The organism is Sphingomonas sp. CARO-RG-8B-R24-01, from assembly GCF_022662295.1.
Lineage (GTDB): Bacteria > Pseudomonadota > Alphaproteobacteria > Sphingomonadales > Sphingomonadaceae > Sphingomonas.
On sequence record NZ_JAKNQI010000001.1, the window covers coordinates 192,190 to 212,597 of the forward strand.

14 protein-coding genes and 1 pseudogene are annotated in these 20,408 nt (G+C 66.7%); 13 read left to right on the forward strand and 2 right to left on the reverse strand.

Annotation, left to right across the window (positions count from 1 at the left end; translation table 11 throughout):
* Positions 1–185: 185 nt before the first annotated feature.
* The 3 genes from L8G49_RS00815 to L8G49_RS00825 all read left to right on the forward strand — a co-directional run bounded on the left by L8G49_RS00815 (position 186) and on the right by L8G49_RS00825 (position 4,312).
* A complete protein-coding gene (locus L8G49_RS00815; RefSeq protein ID WP_242137081.1) occupies positions 186–995 on the forward strand; it encodes a methyltransferase domain-containing protein in 810 nt (269 codons plus the stop codon).
* Between the two features lie 229 nt (positions 996–1,224).
* Positions 1,225–2,643 (forward strand): MFS transporter, encoded by a 1,419-nt coding sequence (locus L8G49_RS00820; RefSeq protein WP_242181823.1) that lies wholly within the window; start codon positions 1,225–1,227, stop codon positions 2,641–2,643.
* Positions 2,644–2,683: 40 nt separating this feature from the next.
* Entirely contained in the window at positions 2,684–4,312 is a 1,629-nt protein-coding gene (locus L8G49_RS00825; protein ID WP_242181825.1) for a cyclic nucleotide-binding domain-containing thioredoxin-disulfide reductase, read from the forward strand.
* 45 nt (positions 4,313–4,357) lie between these two features.
* Here the strand turns inward: L8G49_RS00825 and L8G49_RS00830 are convergent, their stop codons facing one another.
* The gene (locus tag L8G49_RS00830) at positions 4,358–4,879 is read right to left on the reverse strand and encodes a MarR family transcriptional regulator (protein ID WP_242181827.1); all 522 of its coding nucleotides are present in this window, start codon (positions 4,877–4,879) and stop codon (positions 4,358–4,360) included.
* Positions 4,880–5,118: 239 nt separating this feature from the next.
* Between L8G49_RS00830 and L8G49_RS00835 the strand changes: the two genes are divergently transcribed.
* The 3 genes from L8G49_RS00835 to L8G49_RS00845 are packed head-to-tail and all read left to right on the forward strand — an operon-like array spanning position 5,119 to position 9,220.
* A complete protein-coding gene (locus L8G49_RS00835) occupies positions 5,119–6,264 on the forward strand; it encodes an HlyD family secretion protein (RefSeq protein WP_242181829.1) in 1,146 nt (381 codons plus the stop codon).
* Positions 6,261–7,778 carry a DHA2 family efflux MFS transporter permease subunit gene (locus L8G49_RS00840; protein ID WP_242181831.1) on the forward strand — a complete coding sequence of 506 codons (1,518 nt, stop codon included), beginning with the start codon at positions 6,261–6,263 and terminating at the stop codon, positions 7,776–7,778. The genes L8G49_RS00835 and L8G49_RS00840 overlap by 4 nt, the downstream gene beginning before the upstream one ends.
* Before the next feature lie 5 nt (positions 7,779–7,783).
* Positions 7,784–9,220 carry an efflux transporter outer membrane subunit gene (locus tag L8G49_RS00845; RefSeq protein ID WP_242181833.1) on the forward strand — a complete coding sequence of 479 codons (1,437 nt, stop codon included), beginning with the start codon at positions 7,784–7,786 and terminating at the stop codon, positions 9,218–9,220.
* A gap of 48 nt (positions 9,221–9,268) precedes the next feature.
* Here L8G49_RS00845 and L8G49_RS00850 read toward each other — a convergent pair whose 3' ends face one another.
* Positions 9,269–10,576, reverse strand: a complete 1,308-nt coding sequence (locus L8G49_RS00850) for a glycosyltransferase (protein ID WP_242181835.1) — start codon at positions 10,574–10,576, stop codon at positions 9,269–9,271.
* Between the two features lie 392 nt (positions 10,577–10,968).
* On the opposite strand from L8G49_RS00850, the gene L8G49_RS00855 reads away from it, so the two are divergent.
* The 7 genes and pseudogenes from L8G49_RS00855 to L8G49_RS00885 all read left to right on the forward strand — a co-directional run bounded on the left by L8G49_RS00855 (position 10,969) and on the right by L8G49_RS00885 (position 20,406).
* Positions 10,969–12,402, forward strand: a complete 1,434-nt coding sequence (locus L8G49_RS00855; RefSeq protein WP_242181837.1) for a hypothetical protein — start codon at positions 10,969–10,971, stop codon at positions 12,400–12,402.
* The gene (locus L8G49_RS00860; RefSeq protein ID WP_242181838.1) at positions 12,399–13,661 is read left to right on the forward strand and encodes a glycosyltransferase; all 1,263 of its coding nucleotides are present in this window, start codon (positions 12,399–12,401) and stop codon (positions 13,659–13,661) included. The genes L8G49_RS00855 and L8G49_RS00860 overlap by 4 nt, the downstream gene beginning before the upstream one ends.
* A gap of 85 nt (positions 13,662–13,746) precedes the next feature.
* Positions 13,747–14,841, forward strand: coding sequence for a sensor histidine kinase (locus L8G49_RS00865; RefSeq protein WP_242181840.1), 1,095 nt, complete (start codon positions 13,747–13,749; stop codon positions 14,839–14,841).
* A gap of 127 nt (positions 14,842–14,968) precedes the next feature.
* The gene (locus L8G49_RS00870) at positions 14,969–15,649 is read left to right on the forward strand and encodes a response regulator transcription factor (RefSeq protein ID WP_242137092.1); all 681 of its coding nucleotides are present in this window, start codon (positions 14,969–14,971) and stop codon (positions 15,647–15,649) included.
* Positions 15,630–16,973 (forward strand): ATP-binding protein, encoded by a 1,344-nt coding sequence (locus tag L8G49_RS00875; RefSeq protein ID WP_242181842.1) that lies wholly within the window; start codon positions 15,630–15,632, stop codon positions 16,971–16,973. The genes L8G49_RS00870 and L8G49_RS00875 overlap by 20 nt, the downstream gene beginning before the upstream one ends.
* 191 nt (positions 16,974–17,164) lie before the next feature.
* Positions 17,165–19,666: pseudogene (locus L8G49_RS00880) on the forward strand (TonB-dependent receptor).
* A 23-nt stretch (positions 19,667–19,689) separates the two neighbouring features.
* Complete coding sequence (locus L8G49_RS00885; RefSeq protein WP_242181844.1) at positions 19,690–20,406, forward strand: phosphatase PAP2 family protein; 717 nt, start codon at positions 19,690–19,692, stop codon at positions 20,404–20,406.
* The last annotated feature ends 2 nt before the right edge of the window (positions 20,407–20,408 follow it).

The window sequence follows — 20,408 nt, forward strand, 5'->3', positions numbered from 1 at the left end:
GCCCATAAACCCGTGCTGCATACCCGCTCCTGCATGCGACGGCGCGATCATGCACGGTACGAACGGCATCCCATCCGGACGGTACGGATCGATGCCGCTCAATCGTGCCACAATCCGCGCTTGTGTCGGCCGCCGCGTGGTCGCACTAGAGACGGGCGGTTAGCGCCCAGGCAAGGAAAGACACGATGCGTCCGACAGGTACGACCCTTGGTATCGTTGCGATCACGGTTGCGGTCGCAACCGTTGCGAACGCTCAAGGGCCCGCGATTGCCCCCGAGCTTGCAAAGGCCGTCGCCTCGTCTTCGCGCACCCCGGCGAACGTCGCGCGCGACCGGTACCGCCATCCTGCGCAGACGCTCGCGTTTTTTGGGGTGAAACCGACCGACACGGTCGTGGAGCTGATCCCCGGTGGCGGCTGGTACACCGAAATTCTCGCGCCCTATCTCGGTGCCCGCGGGACCTATTATGCGGCCGGCGGATGGACGAAGGGGCTGGACGCGATCAAGCAGCTGCAGGCGGGCAATCCTGCGGCGTATGGCAAGGTCAAGCTCGCCGCTTTCCCGGCAGCGAACGGGGAACCGATCGTGCCGGCGGGCAGCGCGGATGTCGTGCTGACGTTCCGCAACATCCACAACCTTCGCTTCGCCGGTGTCGACCGGACGCAGGCCGCCTTCGCGGAGATGTTCCGCATGCTGAAACCGGGCGGGACGCTCGGGATCGTCGAGCACCGGCTTCCCGAAGGCCGGCCCGCCACCGCCGAGGAGAAGAGCGGCTACATGAAGGTCTCCAGCGTGGTCCGCTTTGCCAAGCAGGCGGGGTTCCAGGTTGCCGCCATGTCGGAGATCAACGCCAATCCGAAGGATACGGCGGACTATCCGGAGGGGGTCTGGACCCTGCCTCCGACCTATCAATTGAAAGACAAGGATCGCGCGAAATATGCCGCCATCGGCGAGAGCGACCGGATGACGATCCGCTTCCTCAAACCCAAACGGTGATCGCCGGCGGGGCAGCTAGCCGCGCCTTGGCCTAAGCCACGATCCACCGCGCCGCGCGATGCAGGCGCCGATACAGGGTGCAACACCCGCGAAATCGCATGATTGCCGGTGCAACCGGCCATCCGACCGTGGGACAGCGCATCGTAGCGGCCCATGGACGATCGTCTTCGCGATCGTCCCGTGCTACCCGGCACCCGCAAGGCGTCTTCGGGTCCGTCAGGGAGTTACGGTGAGCAACGTCGGTACCCCATCGTGCGATTCGTCGCTCGCGGTCGCGTCCCGTGCCGGTTCCACGGCGTATCCGGGCTGGACGATCGCAGCGACGATGCTGGCATCGAGCCTGGCCTTTATCGACGGCTCGGTGACCAATGTCGCGCTGCCCGCCATCGCCGGCGATTTGAGCGGGGGCGCGGCTGGGTTGTCCTGGGTCATCAACGCCTATCTCCTGCCCCTCTCGGCGTTGTTGCTGCTGGGCGGTGCGGCTGGAGACCAGTTCGGCCGCAAGCGCGCACTGATCGTGGGCATCGTGGTGTTCGCGCTGGCCTCGGTCGGTTGTGCGATGGCGCGCGACCTGAGCCTGCTGTTGGCCGCGCGTGTCCTGCAAGGCATTGGCGCAGCCATTCTCATGCCGAACAGCCTCGGCATTCTGGGAAGCTCGTTCGACGGAGAAGCCCGCGGCCGCGCCGTCGGGACGTGGGCGGCGGCCGGCGCGATATCGAGCGCGATCGGCCCACCGCTGGGCGGATGGCTGATCGGCAGCATTGGTTGGCGTGCGATTTTCTATCTGAACGTCCCGGTCGCGATCGCCGCAGTCGTGATCGCCGCGCGCTTCGTCGAGGAGAGCGAGCGCGGGGACAGCAGGCTCGACTGGATCGGCGCAGCATTGGCGACGGCGGCCCTGGGCGTGCTGACCTGGTCGCTCACCGCATGGTCGGCCCGGCACGCGCTTACGGCAGAAATCTGGATCGGACTGGGCGTCGGGGTGGCGCTCCTGCTGACTTTCCTGCTGCTCGAACATCGGCTGGGCGAACGCGCGATGATGCCGCTCGCGCTGTTCGGGTCGCGCGCCTTCGTTGGGCTGACCGTGCTGACGTTCCTGCTCTACGGGGCGCTGGGCGGACTGCTCGTGCTGCTGCCATATGTGCTGATCACGGGCGGCGGCTATACGCCGCTTCAGGCTGGCCTGGCGCTGCTGCCGTTCTCGATCGTGATCGGCGTCACCTCGCGGCTTGCCGGACGCCTGACGGAACGGATCGGTCCGCGCTGGCCGCTGACGATCGGACCGATCGTGACCGGTCTGGGATTTGCCTTGCTGATGCGGGCGGACCCGCGCGCCAGCTATGTCGCGACGATCTTGCCCGGTGTTGCGGTGATCGCCTTCGGCATGGCGGGCGCCGTCGCGCCGCTGACGACCGCCGTGCTCGCCTCGGTCGATGCTCGCCACACGGGCACGGCATCCGGCTTCAACAGCGCCATCGCGCGAACCGGCGGCCTGATCGCAACCGCGCTCGCGGGCGCCGTGATCGCGGAAACCGGCGCCAGCCTGATCCACGGCTTTCAATTCGGCAGCCTGATCGGGGCGATCATGGCGATCGGAGCCGGCGGGATCGCCTTCATGATGATTCCGGCGCGCACCGGACCGAACTGATACGGTCGGCGTTCACGCAGGATATCGGGGAGTAGAGCCTATGGAAACGATCGGTGCCGATCTCCGCCAGATGCAGCGGACGCCTTTGGCGCCATCTCACGTCGCCGCGCTACGCGAAGCTGGCCGCGAGGTGTCCTATCCGAAAGGCGCGGTCCTGGCACGTGCGGGCGATCCGATGGACCGCTTCACCTATGTCGAGGACGGCGAGATCGAGGTGGTCAATCCCTTCACCGGAGAGCGACATCTGTCGTCGACGCTCGGCCCCACGCAGTTCATGGGAGAAATCGCGTTCCTCGACGGCGGCGCATGGTCGCTGCAGATGCGTGCCGCGCAGGAAACGCGCGTCATCGAGGTCCCGCGCGAAACGATGCTGACGCTGATGGCGCGCATTCCCGAAATGTCCGATATCGTCATAACCGTCTTTTCGGCCCGGCGACGCCGGCAGCTCGACGACCGCGACAGCAGCTTGCAGCTGATCGGCGAGGAGCAAAGCCGCGACGTCCGCCGCATCGCCGAATTCGCGAGCCGCAACCGGATTCCCTACACCTCGCTGCCGCTCGGTAGCGCCGCCGCGCAGGCGACCGCATCCAGTTGCTCGATCCCGGCGGCGGAACCGGCGGTGATCTTCGGGCGGGACATCGTCGTTACCGACCCGACACCGGACAAGGTCGCACGCCTGCTCGGCCTCAACCGGGATCTGGTGGAAAACGAAGCCTTCGACGTGATCATCGTTGGCGGCGGCCCCGCCGGTGTTTCCGCCGGGGTCTATGCCGGGGCCGAGGGATTGTGCGCGCTGGTCGTGGAGGACGTTGCGATCGGCGGACAGGCGGGCACATCGAGCCGGATCGAGAATTACATGGGGTTCCCGACCGGCATATCGGGAGCGGATCTGGTGTGGCGCGGCGAAGTCCAGGCGATGAAATTCGGAACGCGCTTCGCCATGCCGCGCCGCGTGGCATCGCTCGAGCAGCTCGAGGACGGAACGTTCTGCGCCGTGTTCGACACGCAGCAGCGGGTGCGCGCCAAAGCAGTCGTCGTCGCGACGGGGGTGCAATATCGTCGCCTGCCGATCGACCGGCTGACCGAATTCGAGGGCGCGGGCGTCTATTATGCCGCGACCGAGATCGAAGCGCGCTATTGCAAGGGGACCGAGGCGATCGTCATCGGCGGCGGCAATTCGGCGGGCCAGGCGGCCATGTTCCTAAGCCGGAGCGCCAGTTGCGTGCGGCTGCTGGTGCGGGGATCATCACTTGCGACCTCCATGTCGAGCTATCTGTCCAGCCGCCTCGAGGCCGACCCCGCCATCACCATCGAATATGGCACGGAAGTGTGTGCGTTGGCGGGGACGGAACAGCTCGAGTCCGTGACGCTGCGCGACACCACGACGGGCGCGACCCGGACCGTGCCGACCCGCGCACTGTTCGTGATGGTCGGCGCCGCCCCCAATACCGATTGGCTGGCGGGCCTCGTCCAACTGGATCCGAAGGGATTCGTCGTGACGGGCGCTGCGGCCGGCGCCAACTCGCCCTTTGCGACCTCCTGTCCCGGCGTCTTCGCGGTCGGCGATGTCCGTGCCAACTCGGTGAAACGGGTCGCCGCATCGGTCGGAGAAGGCTCTGTCGTGATCTCCACCGTCTGGTCGTTCATCAACGACGGTCCCGGGGGCTAGCGCGGGACGAATCCCAGGATCGGCGCGCGACGATCGGACGCTCGGTCACCGGCGGCCCGACCGCTGCCCTGATCCATCCGCGGGACCGTCATCTTCCGCTGAAAGCAGATTTTCGATGATCGTTTCGAGCAGCGCGCCCAGCCGCGCCATGTCCTCGCTCGAGATACCGACCATCGCCGACTGATCCTCGCGATCGCCCAGCAAGCCCAGTCGCTCGAGCACCGGCATCGCCTGCGGTTTCAGATAGAGCCGCTTCACCCGGCGATCGGACTGATCCGGCCTGCGCTCGACCCATTGCGATCCTTCGAGCCGGTCGATCGTCTGCCCCGTCGCGACCGTTCCGATATCGAGCAGTTCAGCGATTTCCCGCTGCGTCGCGCCTTCGCGCAAATGCACCGCCGCGAGTACGCGCCATTGCGCGCGGGTCAGCGGCTTTCCGTCCGACAGCGTCATGCTGCGCGCGCGCTGGTCGAACCGCTTTCGCAGCAGCTTGGTGATCAACGCCATCTGGGTCGCGAAGCTGCGGTTCGCTGGCGGCGTGGTGCCGCGATCATCCATGATTGTCATAACGCGCGTCTTACCCCTGTTACATCCCTGCCCGGCCCCCGCCCCGACACGCGTATCCCGCAAAGGTAGTTTCTGCGCAAGCGAATCATGAGGTTGCGTATTATTCGCTTGCAAGCGATATCCTTCGGTCGCAAGAGCTGGCGGGGACGGTCGACCATGATCCGCTCGACTCGAACGGTCTGCCGACCTGCTGCCTTCCCGCGTTGCCTTCCCCCGTTGCCGTCGATGAGCAAGGAATTATGAGCTTGGAAGATACCCCCGGTCGCGCGACCGATTATCCGAGCGTCGAAAACTCGGCCCCGATCGAACAGCCCGCGCCCCTGGTGCAGGCGGTCGACCCACAGCCGGTTCGTCGCCGCAACCTGCGCACGCCGCTGTTGCTGCTGGCGCCGATCGTCGCGGTCGTCCTGGGGCTGTTCTTCTACCTGAGCGGCGGGCGGTACCAGGCCACCGACAACGGGTATCTGCAGTCGGGCCTCGTCTCGGTCAGCGCCAATGTCAGTGGCCCAGTGATCGCCGTCGGGGTGCGCAACAACCAGCGCGTCCGGGCCGGCGACATCCTCTTCAAGATCGATCCCGCACCCTATCAGGCGGCGGTCGACGAGGCTGCCGCGGAACTGGCGACGGCGCAGGCACAGGTCGCGTCGCTGCGCGCCAATTACCGCGAGGGCGAAGCCTCGCTCCAGTCGGGGCGCGACAAACTGGCCTATGCCGTGCGCGAGGCCGCGCGCCAGAAGACGTTGCTGGGCGAGGGCATTTCGTCGCAGAACCAGTATGATCAGGCCGTGCTCGCGGCGCAGACTGCGCGCCAGCAGATCCAGACCTCGGTCCAGCAGAACGCCGGCGTCGCGGCAAGGCTGACCGGCAGCGTCGCCGCGCCGACCGACCGTCAACCCGCGGTCCGCCGCGCACAGGCTGCACTGGAGCGCGCCAAGCTCAACCTTGGCTATACCACCGTGCGCGCCGCACAGGACGGTATCGTCACCAAGGTCGATCAGTTGCAGGTCGGGAGCTACGTCAGCGCCGCGAAACCCGTGTTTACACTTGCCAGCACACGGCTGTGGGTCGAGGGCAACTTCAAGGAAGACCAGCTCAACCACATGCGTATCGGCCAGCGCGCGACGTTCAAGGTCGATGCGTTCCCGGACCTCGACCTTACTGGCCACGTCGCAAGCTTCAGTCCGGGCACGGGCAACAGCTTCGCGCTGCTGCCGCCCGAAAACGCCACCGGCAATTGGGTCAAGGTCGTGCAACGCCTGCCGATCGAATTGAGCATCGACCGTCTGCCTCGCGACCTGCCGCTGCATGCGGGCCTGAGCGTCGAGGTGACGGTCGACACCGGCTATCAGCGCCATCTGTTCGGTGGCGCGACGCAGGCGCGATGACCACCTCCTACCCCGACCCCGCGACGCGCAACATTATCACTGCGGCGGTGATGGCGGCGACCGTGATGAACTCGCTCGACAGCACGATCGCGAACGTCGCGCTCCCGCACATCCAGGGAAGCGTTTCGGCATCGAGCGAGGAAATCACCTGGGTCCTAACCTCGTACATCGTCGCCGCTGCGATCATGACGCCGCTGACCGGCTGGCTTGCCGGACGGTTCGGACGCAAGCGGCTGATGCTGTGGTCGATCGTCGGGTTCACGGTCGTCTCGGGGCTGTGCGGGCTTGCCAACAGCCTCGGCGAACTGGTCGGGTTTCGCCTGCTGCAAGGCGTGTTTGGCGCCGCGCTGGTGCCGATGAGCCAGGCGATCCTGCTCGACATCAATCCCCCCGAACGGCACGGGCCGGCTATGGCGGTCTGGGGAATGGGTGCGATTCTCGGGCCGATCATCGGCCCCGCGCTCGGCGGTTGGCTGACCGACAATCTGTCGTGGCGCTGGGTGTTCTACATCAACCTGCCGATCGGCATCCTCGCGTTCGTCGGCCTGTCCGGATTTCTCACCGAGACGAAGGATTCGGCCAAGCCCAGGCTCGACATCTTCGGCTTCGCGATGCTGGCGCTGGCGCTGGGTTCGTTTCAGTTGATGCTCGATCGCGGCCAGACCAAGGACTGGTTCAACTCACTCGAAATCTGCATCGAAGGCGCGATGGCGCTGTTCTTCGGCTATCTGTTCGTGGTGCAGACGTTGACCGCTCGCAAGCCGTTCATCGACATCGGCATGTTCAAGGATCGCAACTTCCTGACCGGGTCGATCTTCGGCTTCTTCCTCGGCACGGTGCTGTTCGGCGTGCTCGCCTTGTTGCCGACGATGCTGGAGACGCTGATGGGCTATCCGGTGGTGCTGACCGGCCTCGTCACCGCGCCGCGCGGGATCGGCACGCTCATTTCGATGATCATCGTCGGACGCGTCATCAAGCGCGTCGATGCCCGGCTGCTGATTTTCATCGGGTTCGGGCTTGCCGCCTATTCGCTCTACATCATGTCGGGCTTTTCGCTCGGGATGAGCGAACGGCTCGTGATCGTATCGGGCTTCATCCAGGGCCTGGGAACCGGACTGGTGTTCGTGCCGCTGACGACGATCGCCTTTGCCACGCTCGATCCGAAATATCGCAACGAGGGCGCGGCGATGTTCACGCTTACGCGCAACATCGGCTCGGCCGTGGGCATTTCGGTGTTGCAGGCGATGACGATCCGCAATTCGGCCACTGTCCATGCCCGGCTGACCGAAGGCATAAGGCCCGACAATCCCGCGCTGCCCGGAGGCTTCGATTTCGACCTGCCGAGCGCGGTCGCGGCGATGAACGCGCAGATCACCCGCCAGGCATCGATGGTGTCCTATATCGATGCGTTCTGGATGCTCTTCGTCCTTACCCTTGCCGTGATCCCGTTGCTGCTCCTCATGCGCGGACCGCGCAAAGGTGCGGCGGCTGGACCGACCATCCACATGGACTGATCCCGATGCGCTTGCCCCTCATTCTCCTGGCCGCGACCGCGCTGGCCGGCTGCACCGTCGGCCCGGATTTCGTGCGCCCGCAAGCACCGGGCGCGACACACTATCTGCCGGACCGGGAGACGTCGGCCGTCAAGGGCGCGCCGGACATCGCGCTGGGGGCTGGTCCTGTGCGTCGCTGGTGGACCGCCTTCGGTTCACCCGAGCTGGACGCGCTGGTCGAGCGCGCGATGGCGAACAACCGCTCCCTTGCCGCCAGCAATGCGACCCTCGCCGCGGGCCGCGACGAACTGCGCGCGGTCGCCGGGAAGCGCCTGCCGCAGATCGATGCGAACGCGCGCGTCGACCAGCAACAGGTCAACCTCGCCGCCTTCGGTTTTTCGGGCAACAACCCGCTCGCGCCCGGGGGCAATCCCGAATTCCATCTGTATTCCGTCGGCGGGGGGATCAGCTACGATCTCGACCTGTTCGGTGGCCTGCGCCGCCAGGTCGAGCAGAGCGCGGCACAGGTCGAGGCGCAGCAGCGCCAGACGGAAGCGGCGCATCTCTCGATCGCCGGCCAGGTCGTCAATCAAGTGCTGACGGTCGCCGCGATCCGCGCCCAGATCGCCACCGCCAACGCGTTGCTCGCCGATGACCTCCGCAACGTCGACCTGACGCAGAAGCGCCGCGCTGGCGGGGAAGGCACGCTGGTCGAAGTGCTCAACGCGCAAAGCCAATATGCTGCCGACCGCGGGGACATTCCGCAATTGGAACAACAGCTGGCCGAGGCGCGACATCTGCTTGCCACGCTCGTCGGCGTGGCTCCGTCAGAGCTCGGCGCGACCGAGTTCGATCTGGCACGCCTGACGTTGCCGACGGCGATACCGGTCGCCCTGCCCTCCGCGCTGGTCCATCAGCGTCCTGACATCCTGCAGGCGGAAGCGGATCTGCACGCCGCGGCGGCGGGAGTGGGTGTCGCGACCGCGCGGCTCTATCCCGACATCACGCTCGGCGCGACCCTGACGCAAGGTGCGCCGGGGATCGCCGATCTCGTGAAGAATGCGTTTCGCGGCTATGACATCTTCGCCGGGCTGACCGCGCCGGTCTTCCATGGCGGCACGCTGAAGGCGCAGCGCGCCGCCGCGATCAACCGTGCGCGGGCGAGCGATGCCACCTATCAGCAGACGGTGCTCGACGCCTTCCAGCAGGTCGCCGACCTGTTGTCGGCGATCCAGAGCGATGCACGCTCGGTCGCCAACCAGAATGAATCGGTCTCGGTGGCCGATCGCTCCCGCAAGCTGTCGCGGCGCAGTTTCCAGGTCGGTAATTCGGGCATTCTCCAGGTGCTCGAGACCGAGCGACTGTACCAACGCTCGAGCAACAACCTGGTGGTTGCGCGAACCCGGCAGTTTCTCAACGTTGCGCGGCTGTATGTCGCGACCGCTGGCGGGTGGACGGCGTAGGCAACCGCCGGCAAAGGCGGTCGGCGAAAGCGCAAACGCCCGATGCGGTCAGCGCGCGTCGGGGCACAGAGTTGTTGGCAGGCCCAGCGCCTGGACGATCGCGTCGGCCGCCGCATGCGCCCCATCCTCGCCGACCATCGACCGGGCGACCCGCTCGGCGGTCGAACGATAGGCGGGGTCGTTCAGCAGCGCGCGGATGCGACGGGTGGCACGCGCAACCGTAAAGCGACGCCGCGCCACCCGCAGCCCTGCGCCCATCCGCACGATCCGATAGGCATGGTCGTTCTGATCGCCCATATGCGGGACGATGAGCTGCGGCTTGCCCGCCTTGAGCGCCTGCCCCGTCGTTCCGACGCCGCCATGGTGGACGATCGCCGCCGTGCGCGGAAACAGCAGGGAATGCGGCGCATAAGCGCATGTGAGAATGTCGCCTTCGACGCTGTGCGGCCCCGTCCCGCCGACAAGCAGGATCGCGCGCAAGCCGGTGCCGCGCGCAACATCGGCGGCCCTGGCATAGAAGCTCCCCGCGCCGCCGACCGCGAAGGTCCCGAGCGTAAACACCAAGGGCGGCGGCCCCGCTGCGAGAAAGGCCTCCAGCGCGGGATCGAGGGTTTCCGCCTGGCCGCTGTCACTGTCGAACATGGGAAAGCCGACGATCCGTGTGGTCGCAGGCGCATCGGGCGGCATCGCCCCGAGACGGGTCGAATAACAACCCAGCCGCAGCACCGCATCCTCTGGCGGATCGAGCAGATTGGCGGCCCCGGCCGGTTGCAGGCCGTGCGCGAGCCGCACCCGGTCGATCCGCCGCCCATAGACCCGGTCGAGCAAGCGGCGCATCGTGGCATAGACCCGCCGGTTCCACGCAGCGCCGATGCGACCGACCGGTGCCGGCAGCATCATCCAGAAATCCGGCGTGCGCGGTGCGTCATAGGGTGACAGCATCGCCATCGGCTGCAGGATGACCGAGACCAGCGGAATGCCGCGTTTTTCGGCGACGATCGGCGCGGCGATGACGAAGATCGACGCGACGATCGCGACCGCATCGGTGACGGCCGCATCGAGCGCAGTGGTACAGGCGGCGAGGTCCGGCAGCAGCACCTGCTCCAGCATGACGCGCTGGTTGCTCATGATGCGGCGCACCGCCTCCTCGTGGCTCAACCCCATCCGCTGGCGCGTTTGCGCGAACCCCGGCAGGATCGCCACGGTTTCCAGGCCGGCACCGCGACACTTGGCCACCTGATCCTCCGCCACGGCCAGCACGGGCGTAAACCCGCGCTTCTGCAACGCCAAAGCGATCGCGATGAACGGATGCAGATCGCCCAACGTGCCAACCGTTGTAAGAATGATCCGAGGCATGTGAGCACGGTCTCCGGACGGTCGCGACTCAGAAACGGGCCTGGGTCTTGCGTCCCCTTAGCGTGATCGTTGCGCGAGCGATGACCGATTTGCATCGCTCAGCGCGCATGAGGGCAACCGGACCGTCCCGCCGCGAGGCGCGGCGATCCGTTGTAAGGTCCGCGTAAGCCTGCCCGCGCATTGCCATCGGACCATTCCCGCGCCGCGCCGCGCCCCCCCCTTGCCGAGCAGCCGCCATCAGCCTCCTAGCAAAGCCTCCGGTCCTGCAGCATCCTGTGCCAAACCCCGGGACACGGAACGCTGCTGCAATGGCGGAGAAGCAGGAGAGGCATAAGCAATCGGCGCTACCCGGAGCCGGCCGCGCGCTGGTCGATGCCCTTCGGTCTTCCTACGTGCTCCCGCTGCTGCTGGTGGCGCTGTTCGCCCGATTGCCGACGTTCGGCAACCCGATCCTGCATGTCGACGAAGAGTTTTACTTCACGGTGGCGCGCGCGATGCTCGGTGGCGCGCTCCCCTATGTCGGCGTGTGGGATCGCAAGCCGATCGGGCTGTTCCTGCTGTATCTTCCGGCCGCCTGGGCCGGACCGGTGGCCGGGCTGTACGTGTATCAGGCGATGGCCCTCGCGGCGGCAACCGCGACGGCCAGCGTCATCGCCAGGCTGGCGCAGCGTGCGGGCTGGCGGCAGGGCAGTTTCGCGGCGGGCGCCCTCTACCTGCTGTGGCTGAACTTCGCGGACGGCCAGGGTGGGCAGGCACCGGTCTTCTATAATCTGTTCGTCGCGCTGGCCGTTTCGGTGAGCGGCCCGGACGGGAATGGCGGTCTGCGCGCGCACGACCGATACCGGTCCGGCGGAATCGCGATGGCGCTGATCGGGCTCGCGTTGCAGGTCAAATATTCCTGTGTGTTCGAGGGCGTTTTCATCGGCTGCTGGCTTGTCTTGCGCGAATGGCGGCGGAGCGGCTCGCTCCGCACGACCGCGCTGTACGGCGTCGCGCTCGTCGGCGTCGCGCTGCTGCCGACCGCCTTGGTCGCTGCGTATTATTGGCACGTCGGGGCGGAACAGGCGTTCGTCTTCGCCAATTTCACGTCGATCTTCCGTCGCGGGTCCAGCCCCTTGTGGGAAACGGTCGGAAACTTCCTGACGGTGACGGTGCTGCTCGCGCCGCTGGTCGCGATGGGCATCGCCGGCTTGCGCACCGGCGCGGCGACGCCTGTGGCACGTCAGTGGCGGATGCTGCTCGGCGGGTGGCTGGCGGCGGCGTTGGCGGGGCTCGTCCTGTTCGGGACCTGGTTCGACCATTATGCCCTGCCCGCGATGGTCCCCGCGGTGTGCTGTGCCGCCGGATTCCTCGGCGATACGCGCCGCGGCCGGAAGGTCGTCGTCCCCCTGCTGCTTGGCAGCGCGCTCGTGGCGCAAGGAGTCACGGTACTGAACCGCCGGGTGCGCGGTACGCCGGCCGAGTTCCACGCGTTGACCGCCGCGATCGGCACGGGGCCGGGCTGCCTGTACGTCTATACGCCGCAGCCCATGCTCTATGCCGCGACCGGCCGTTGTACCCTGACGCCCTACCTCTTCCCCGACCACCTTTCGCGCGGGCGCGAGGCGGGTGCGATCGGGGTCGATCAGGCCAGTGCCGTGCGCGGTATCTTCGCGCGGCGGCCGGCCGCCGTCGTGTTCGGTTCCTACCGCGGCGAACGCGCCGACATTCATGCGCTGGTCGCCGGCCTGCTGATGCGCGGGCGGTATCGTCGGACGGCGCTGGCGCCGATCGGCACGGCGCGGGTCGCCGTCTACGCCCTGCCCGATGCGGCGGCCGCCCCGTGACAGCATCCGCAACACCCGCCACCGACCCGTCGGCGAGACCGCTCCGCATCCTGACGTTTCTCAAGAGCTTCGACCCGGGCGGGGTCGAGAAGGTCGCGATCCGTCTGGCCGAGGCGTGGCACGACGAAGGCGCCGTCGTGCACGTCCTGATGGGTGAGGACCGCGGTGCGATGCGCGACACCGCCCCATCGCTGTCCTACGCGTTCTGCACGACCGCGGAGAAACCACGACGGTCTCGCCCATCGCTCCGACTGCTAGCAAGGCTGCCCATGACCGTGCGGCAATTTCGTCCCGACGTGATCTTCGTCGCCGGCAACACCTACGCCGGGATCGCCGTCGCGCTCAAGCTCCTGCTGGGAAGCGCCTGCCCGCCGATCGCCCTCAAGGTCAGCAACGACCTCGAACGTGCCGACATGCCACCGGTGCTGCGGGCGGCCTACCGCCAGTGGTTGCGGATCCAGGGGCGCTTCGTGGACCAGTTCGTCGGCATGGCCGAAGCCAACCGACCGGAGTTGACCGCGGCGTTCGGGGTGACCGACGATCGCGTGTCGATCGTCCACGACCCTGCGGTCTCGCAAGAGCAGGTTCGCCGGATGGCGCGTCTGCGGTCGGTACCGGCGATGGCATCGGGTCGACGCTTCCTCGCGGTCGGCCGCCTCGTCCCGCAGAAGAATTTCGTGTTGCTGGTCCATGCTTTTGCCGATGTGGCGTGCGCCGGCGATGAACTCGTGATCCTGGGCGAAGGGCCATCGCGGGACCGCATCCTGCAAACCGCCGCCGAACGCGGCGTGCGCGACCAAGTCCTGATGCCCGGGCATGGCGATCCGAGCGCATGGTTGGCGCAGTCCGACCTGTTCGTGCTCAGCTCCGATTACGAGGGGGTCCCCGCAGTCGTCATCGAGGCGTTGGCCGCCGGGCTGCCGATCGTCGCGACCCGGTGTAGCGTCGCCATGCCGGAATTGCTCGGCGCGGGACGCTTTGGGCGCCTCGTGCCGCGTCGCGACCGCCGGGCGCTGGCCAACGCGATGCGGTCGGGCACGGGCGGCCCGGCGTCGCGCGCGGCAATGCAGCGGCAGGCCTTGCGCTTCACGATCGAAGCCGGCGCGCCCGCCTATTGCGACGTCTTCCGCCTGCTGGCGGATCGCGCCGTTCGCCAGGCCGATCAGCCGGGCCAGCGCTTGGACGACCCGTCCCAGGCGATGTCCGTACCATATCGCGCGCAATCCGCGTCGACCGCGGCCGCTGTAAGGCGGGTGTAAGCGATCCGCCCCCAACAGAAGCGCCACGGCCGCAGCCGTGTTTCCCGAAGCGACACTTTCGTCGCTGCTCCCACGGAGGGCCCCGATGGCGTCCCGCATCCTACGTCTGTTCGTCGGTACGATCCTGGCGATCCTCTTCGTGACCGTGGTGGTCACGTGCTGCACGCTTGCCGCGCCAAACAACGCGGCCCCCACCTTCGGCATGGTCTGCCTGGCATTCGCGATCATCGCGTTCCTGGGTGGCCGGTTCCCGACCTCGATCGCGGTTGCCGCGGGCGCCCTGGAACTGGCCTTTATCCTGCCCGGCGAAGGGTTCGCGGTCAGTGATCCGGATCACGCGATGGGCCTCATCGCCGTCATCGCCACGGGGGTGATGATGGCCTGGTACGTCGGACGCCGCGACACCCTTTCCGCGCTGCAGGCGGCCGAGGTCGCGACCAGCCGGCAGATCGCGGAATGGCGCGGGGTTGCGCATTCGGAACTGTCGCACCGCTTGTCGAACGATCTGTCGATCATGGTGTCGATGGCATCGATCAAGGCGCGCGAAGCGACCAGTCCGGAGGCGCGCGATGCGCTGGCCGACCTGAGCGGCCGGCTGATCGTGCTCGGCCGGGTGTATCAGCGGCTCGACCTTCGCGACCTCGATTCCGAAGATGCCGTGGCAGCCCGGCAATTCCTCTTCGACCTGTGCGACGACCTTCAGCTGTCCACCCTCAGCGAAGGGTCCATATCGCTGCGCGTCGACATTGACGACGCGCTTCGCCTGCCGATCCGGACGCTGAGCATGCTCGGCCTGATCGCCAACGAAATGCTGACGAACGTTCGCAAACATGCCTTCCCCGACGGCAATGGCGGCGAAGTCCTGCTGTATCTGCACAAGCACGCCTTCAGGACCGATTGCGTCGAAATGATCGTCACCGACAACGGTGCCGGGTTCAGCAGCGGCCCCACCAATGCGCAGCGCCGGGGAAGAAGCCTGCTGTCCATGCTAGCGAGCCAGATCGACGGTTCGATCGCCTATGCGCGCATTTCAGGGACGACGGTCGCGACGCTGCAGTTCGCCCTCCCCGCCTCGGCTCGGGGTCCTGCCGGTGCCGAACAAGACACGGCATCGCGCGGCGGGATCGCAGCGGAGCGGCAGGGTGCCGAGGCGCACCGCCACGGTGTCGATCCGGCCTGACCGCGGTGCCGGCAGGCTGACGGTCCGGTCGAAAGGATCGTCGCGGGACGTCTTCTCGCGGTCTCGTGTCATACGAACTTCACATTCCGGGCGGAGGCAGGACCCGGCATGGTGAAGGTAAGGCCCGATGGCGCGCGTGTTGGTGGTAGAGGACGATCCCAAATCCGCCGAAGTGATCCGGCTGATCCTGGTCGCGGAGGGATTGTTCGTCGTCGTGGTCGACAATGCGACCGACGCCGTATTGCAGGTCAAGGGAAGCGCTTTCGACGCGGTGGTGCTGGATCGCATGCTGCCCGGGCCGATCGACGGGATCGGCGCGCTTGACCTGATGCGCCAGGCGCGGATCCTGACCCCGGTGCTGATCCTCAGCGCCCTGTCCGCAGTCGAGGAACGCGTCCGCGGCTTGCGCGCGGGTGGCGACGACTATCTCGCCAAGCCGTTCGAGCCGGTCGAGCTCGCGGCGCGCGTACTCGCGCTGATCCGACGCCGGGTCGCGGAAACCGCGTCGGTGAGCCTCGAACATGGCCGCGTGCGGATCGACCTGCTGTCGCGCGAAGCCTGGGTCGACTCGACCCATATCGATCTCCAGCCGCGCGAATTGCAGCTGCTCGAATATCTCGTCCGGCACCACGGACGACCCGTCACGCGCGCGATGATCTTCGAGAGCGTCTGGGGCTATCGCTATGACCAGCGCACCAACGTCATCGACGTGCATGTCACAAGGCTGCGCCGCAAGATCGAGCGCCCCGACATGCCGCCGCTGATCGAAACCGTTCGAGGAACCGGCTATGTCCTTCGCTGCGATTAAGCGCTGGCGGCGCAGCTCGAGCGCCCGCTTCGCGCTGATCTTTCTGTTGCTGTTCGGTGCGGCGGCGATCGGCCTGTTCGCTTTCGTCAACGCGCGCGCGCTGGCCCATTTCAACGCGCAGACCGACGAGTGGCTCGCCCGCGAGACCATCCGCATGACCCCGGCCGCGACCCGCGCCGATGCGATTGCCCGCGTGGACCATCATAACCAGTCCGACATCCACCACCTGCGCCCGTTCGGCCTGTTCGATCCGGCCGGGCGGCGTCTCGCTGGGTCGCCCGCAACCATGCCGCCGGGCAAGGCCGAGGACACGCCCTTCGACCTCCAGGCACACACCGCGCGCGGCGCGGTTACGCTGCGCGCGATGATGCGGCGGCTTTCGAACGGCGATCACTTCCTCGTCGGGCAGGATCTGCAGGAATCGCGCGCCTTTGCCGCCGATCTCGTATTCGCCATCGTGTGGGGCGGGCTGGCGCTGCTGCTGTTGTGCCTGTCCTGCGCGGTATGGCTGGCGTTTTTGCAAGAGCGCCGGGTTCGTCGCCTGACCGAAAGCCTCCACCAGATCATGGCGGGGCAGCTCGACGCGCGGCTGGCACTGTCCCCACGGCGGGACGAAATCGACGAGCTGGCCGGCGGAGTCAACCGGATGCTGGCGGAGCTGGAGCGACTGATGCTCGAAGTGAAGGCAGCGGGCGACAATATCGCGCACGACATGCGCACCCCGTTGACGCGCCTGCTCGCCAATCTGCGGCAGGTCGATCACGGTCGCGCGGATTGCGCAGCGATGGCCGCGGTGATCAGCGACGCGGTCGAGGATGTGAGCGGGATGATCGCCATGTTCAACGCGTTGCTGCGGATCTCGGAACTGAACGAAGCCGCGCGGCGCCAGGCCTTTCGCGCGATCGACCTGGCCGAGATCGTCGGCGATGCGACCGATTTCCATGAAGTCGCCGCGCACGAGCGTGGCATCACGATCCGCCGCGTCGTCCCCGCGCATCTCGCGTTCGAGGGCGATCCCGACCTGTTGTTCGAGGCGGTCGGCAACCTGATCGACAATGCGATCAAATACACCCCAAGCGGCGGCGAAATCGTCGTCGATCTTGCGGCCGGGCCGGTCCTGAGCATCGCCGACACCGGACCGGGCATTCCCGCCGACGAACGCGCGAAGGTCCTGCGCCGCTTCCACCGCGTCGAGTCTAGCCGCAGCCTTCCGGGCAACGGACTCGGCCTCGCGCTGGTGTCCGCGATCGCGCAGGTGCACCGGCTGGAGCTGCACATCGGCGATGGAAAGCCCGGCTGTGTCGTCTCGCTGGAGGCGGCCTGACCCGGCCACACATTAACTCGAATTTAAGATTCAGACCGCGCCACGCCACGGAACCGCCGCACCCCCGTAACAGCCTTGCCATAGGGCATCGGACGAAGCGGGGAGACAGCCGGGCGCCCTTCTGCGGGGGGCTAAGAAACGCGGCGTCTTCGACGAGCCCCGCTCGCGATATCAGTTTGGGGACAATTTCGATGCGTGCGACCTTCCGCCATACCCTGCTCGCCGGGGCCGCCCTTTCGGTGACCTTGCCGGTTCACGCGCTGGCGATCGCGCCCGGCGCGCCGGTTGCGCTGCCCGCGACACCCGTCGCCGCACCCGTCGCTGCACCCGTTGGCGCGCCGCAGGACACGGCCGGCGCCGGTGAGCAGACCACCACCAGCGCGAACAGCGCGGGGCAAGCCAATGACAAACAGTCGCTGACGTCCTCCGACATCATCGTGACCGGTTCGCACACCGCGCAGAGCGCGCCGATCACGGTCTCGCTCACCACGACCCAGCCGCAGTCCGCGGTCAGCCGCGACTATATCGCCAACACCACCGCATCGGCCGACTTCAACGAACTGATCGCGCTGACGCCGAGCGTCTCGATCTCGGGCGCGGGCAACGGCTATGGCCTCGGCGAGACCAAGGCGACGATCCGCGGCTTCCAGGACGGCGAATATAACGTCACCTACGATTCGATCCCGTTCGCGGACACCAACAACCCGACGCACCATTCGACCTCGTTCTTCCCGTCCAACACGATCGAGACGATCGTCGTCGACCGCGGCCCCGGCAATGCGAGCCAGCTCGGCCAGGCAACCTATGGCGGCAACATCAACATGTACTCGCGCGCCGCGACCGACCAGCAGAGCGCGCAGGTCGAGGGCATCGTCGGCAACTGGAACACCTTCATCGGCCGCGCCGAATATCAGTCGGGCAGCATCGCGAAGCTCGGCGGCGCGCGGATCGTGCTGACGGGGCAGTATCTCCAGTCCGACGGCGCGCTGACCTATTCGCCGGTCGGTTCCAAGAACCTCTACGGCAAGATCGTCGCGCCGATCGGCAGCCACAACACGCTGACGATCCTGAGCACGTGGAACCGCAACCATTATTACCAGTCGGACGTGCTCAAGGGCGCGACCTGCGGCAGTGCGGCGGTCGGCGCGAACAAGACGACCGCGCTCGGCACCGATGGCCAGCCGCTGACGCAACTGACGGGCGAGAACTGCGCGGCAACGTCGAACGTCGGGCAATACGGTCGCAATTACGCGCTGGGCAACAATCCGAACCAGCAGGATTACTGGAAATACAACCGCACCGACAAGACCACCGATTTTTCCTACGTCCGGTTGCAGACCGATCTAGGTTCGGGCTTCTCGCTCGACAATCGCGGCTACATGTACGGCTACACCAACAACACCCTGTCGGGAAACACCGGCTCGGTCGTCAGCGGCTTCAGCGGCGCGGGCACGGCGGCCTCGCCCTACAAGACGGTGCCGGGTCAGCCGACGGATATCCTCGGCTATAACAAGCTCAACAAATACCGCGTTTTCGGCTATATCGGGCAGGTCAATTACGACTTCGCGCTCGGCAAGATCCGCGTCGGTGGCTGGTACGAACATGCCGTGACCGACCGTCACCTGATCGATCTCGATCGCACGACCAACACCTTCAGCTTCAACGAGAAGTTCAACAACGGCAACGGCACGGCCGCGCAAAACGCGCTGCCGCCGATCAGCCAGGCCGATCTCAGCTACGTCCAGCATTCGAACTGGAACCAGTATCAGCTGTTCGGCGAGTTCGAATTCCACCCGGTCGCAGGCCTGTCGATCACGCCCGGCGTAAAGTACGTCCATTTCGAACGCGGCATCGCCGCGCCGGTCAACCAGAAGACGCGCCTGCCGCTCGACACCAGCCAGACCTGGACCAAGACGCTGCCGTTCGCGACGATCAACTACATGCCGATGAGCAACTGGTCGTTCTACGGCCAATATGCCAAGGGCATGTATGTCCCGGACCTGTCGAGCTTCTACTCCGCGTCGGGCACGCTCTCGACCGCGCTGGACGCGCTGAAGCCGCAGATCTCGACCAATTACCAGGTCGGCAGCGTGTGGCACGGCAATCGTGTTTCGGTCGACGTCGACGGCTATATCATCAACATCGACAACAAGATCGGCACCTGCACGACGACCGGCTGCGACCAGACGCTGCTCGTCAATATCGGTCAGGTCCGCTACAAGGGCGTCGAGGGCGCGCTCAGCTACATGCCGGTGCGCGGGCTGACGCTGTTCGGCAACGGCTCGTACAATTATGCCCGCAGCGTCACGACCGGCGCGCAGATTGCCAAGGCGCCGTTCTCGACCGCGGCGGGTGGCTTCATCTACCGGCGGGAAGGGTTCCGCCTGTCGTTCGACCAGAAGTTCACCGGCCCCCAATAAGCCAGCGAATACACCGGCAGCCCCGGCTACCGCCTGTATCGGATCCGGCCCTACAGCATCGGCGAGTTCGCGATCAGCCAGGAAATCCAGGGCGGCCTGCGGCTCGGCGTGACGGTCAACAACGTCTTTAACAGCCGCGCCGTGACGGCCATTTCCACGAGCACGACCGGCGCGCCGATCAGCGGCGGGTATCAGAGCGGCTACGGTCAGTTGGATCAGTTCAATTACCTTCCGCCGCGCTCGTTCCTGGCCTCCGCACGCATCAAGTTCTGATTGTAACGGACAGGGATATGCGCATGAAACGAGTGTTCGCGACGGCTGTCGTCGCCATTGCGTTGATGGGGTCGGCCGTGACGGCCGCCCCGCACAGCTTACATTATCTCCCGGTGGCGGACTTCGAACCGAGCTCGATCCTGCCCGCCCCGCCAGCGCGCGGATCGATCCAGGAAAAAGCAGAGCTCGGCGCGCTCCACGCGATGATCGCGGGCGCCGCCCCGCAACGGATCGAGCAGGCGCGTTGGGACGACGCGCATGAGACGCCCGCGCTGTTCGACGGCACGCTCGGCATCACGCTGGAGTCCCTGCCGCTGACCTGGGCGCTGCTGCGCGAGGTTCAGGAAGAAGGCGACGCCGCCGCCGGCGCCGCGAAGGCGCATTTCGAGCGCACCCGTCCCTATGGCATCGACCCCACTCTGCCGGTCTGCGTGGCGAGCCCGATCGGCAAGCCCGCGAAACCCGCCAAATCCTACCCCAGCGGACATGCGACGCTGGGGTATTCCACCGGGTTCGTGTTGGCGCACCTGCTTGCCGGGCGCGCGTCCGCGATCCTCGACCGCGCCGCCGACTATGGCGCCAGCCGCGAATATTGCGGGGTGCATTTCCCGAGCGACGTCGAGGCGAGCCATGTGCTCGGCACGCTCATCGCCGCCAAGTTGCTGACGCAGCCCGCCTTCCGCGCGAAATTCGACGCAGCACATGCCGAGCTCGTCGCCGCGCATGTTGCCGGCGCGTGATC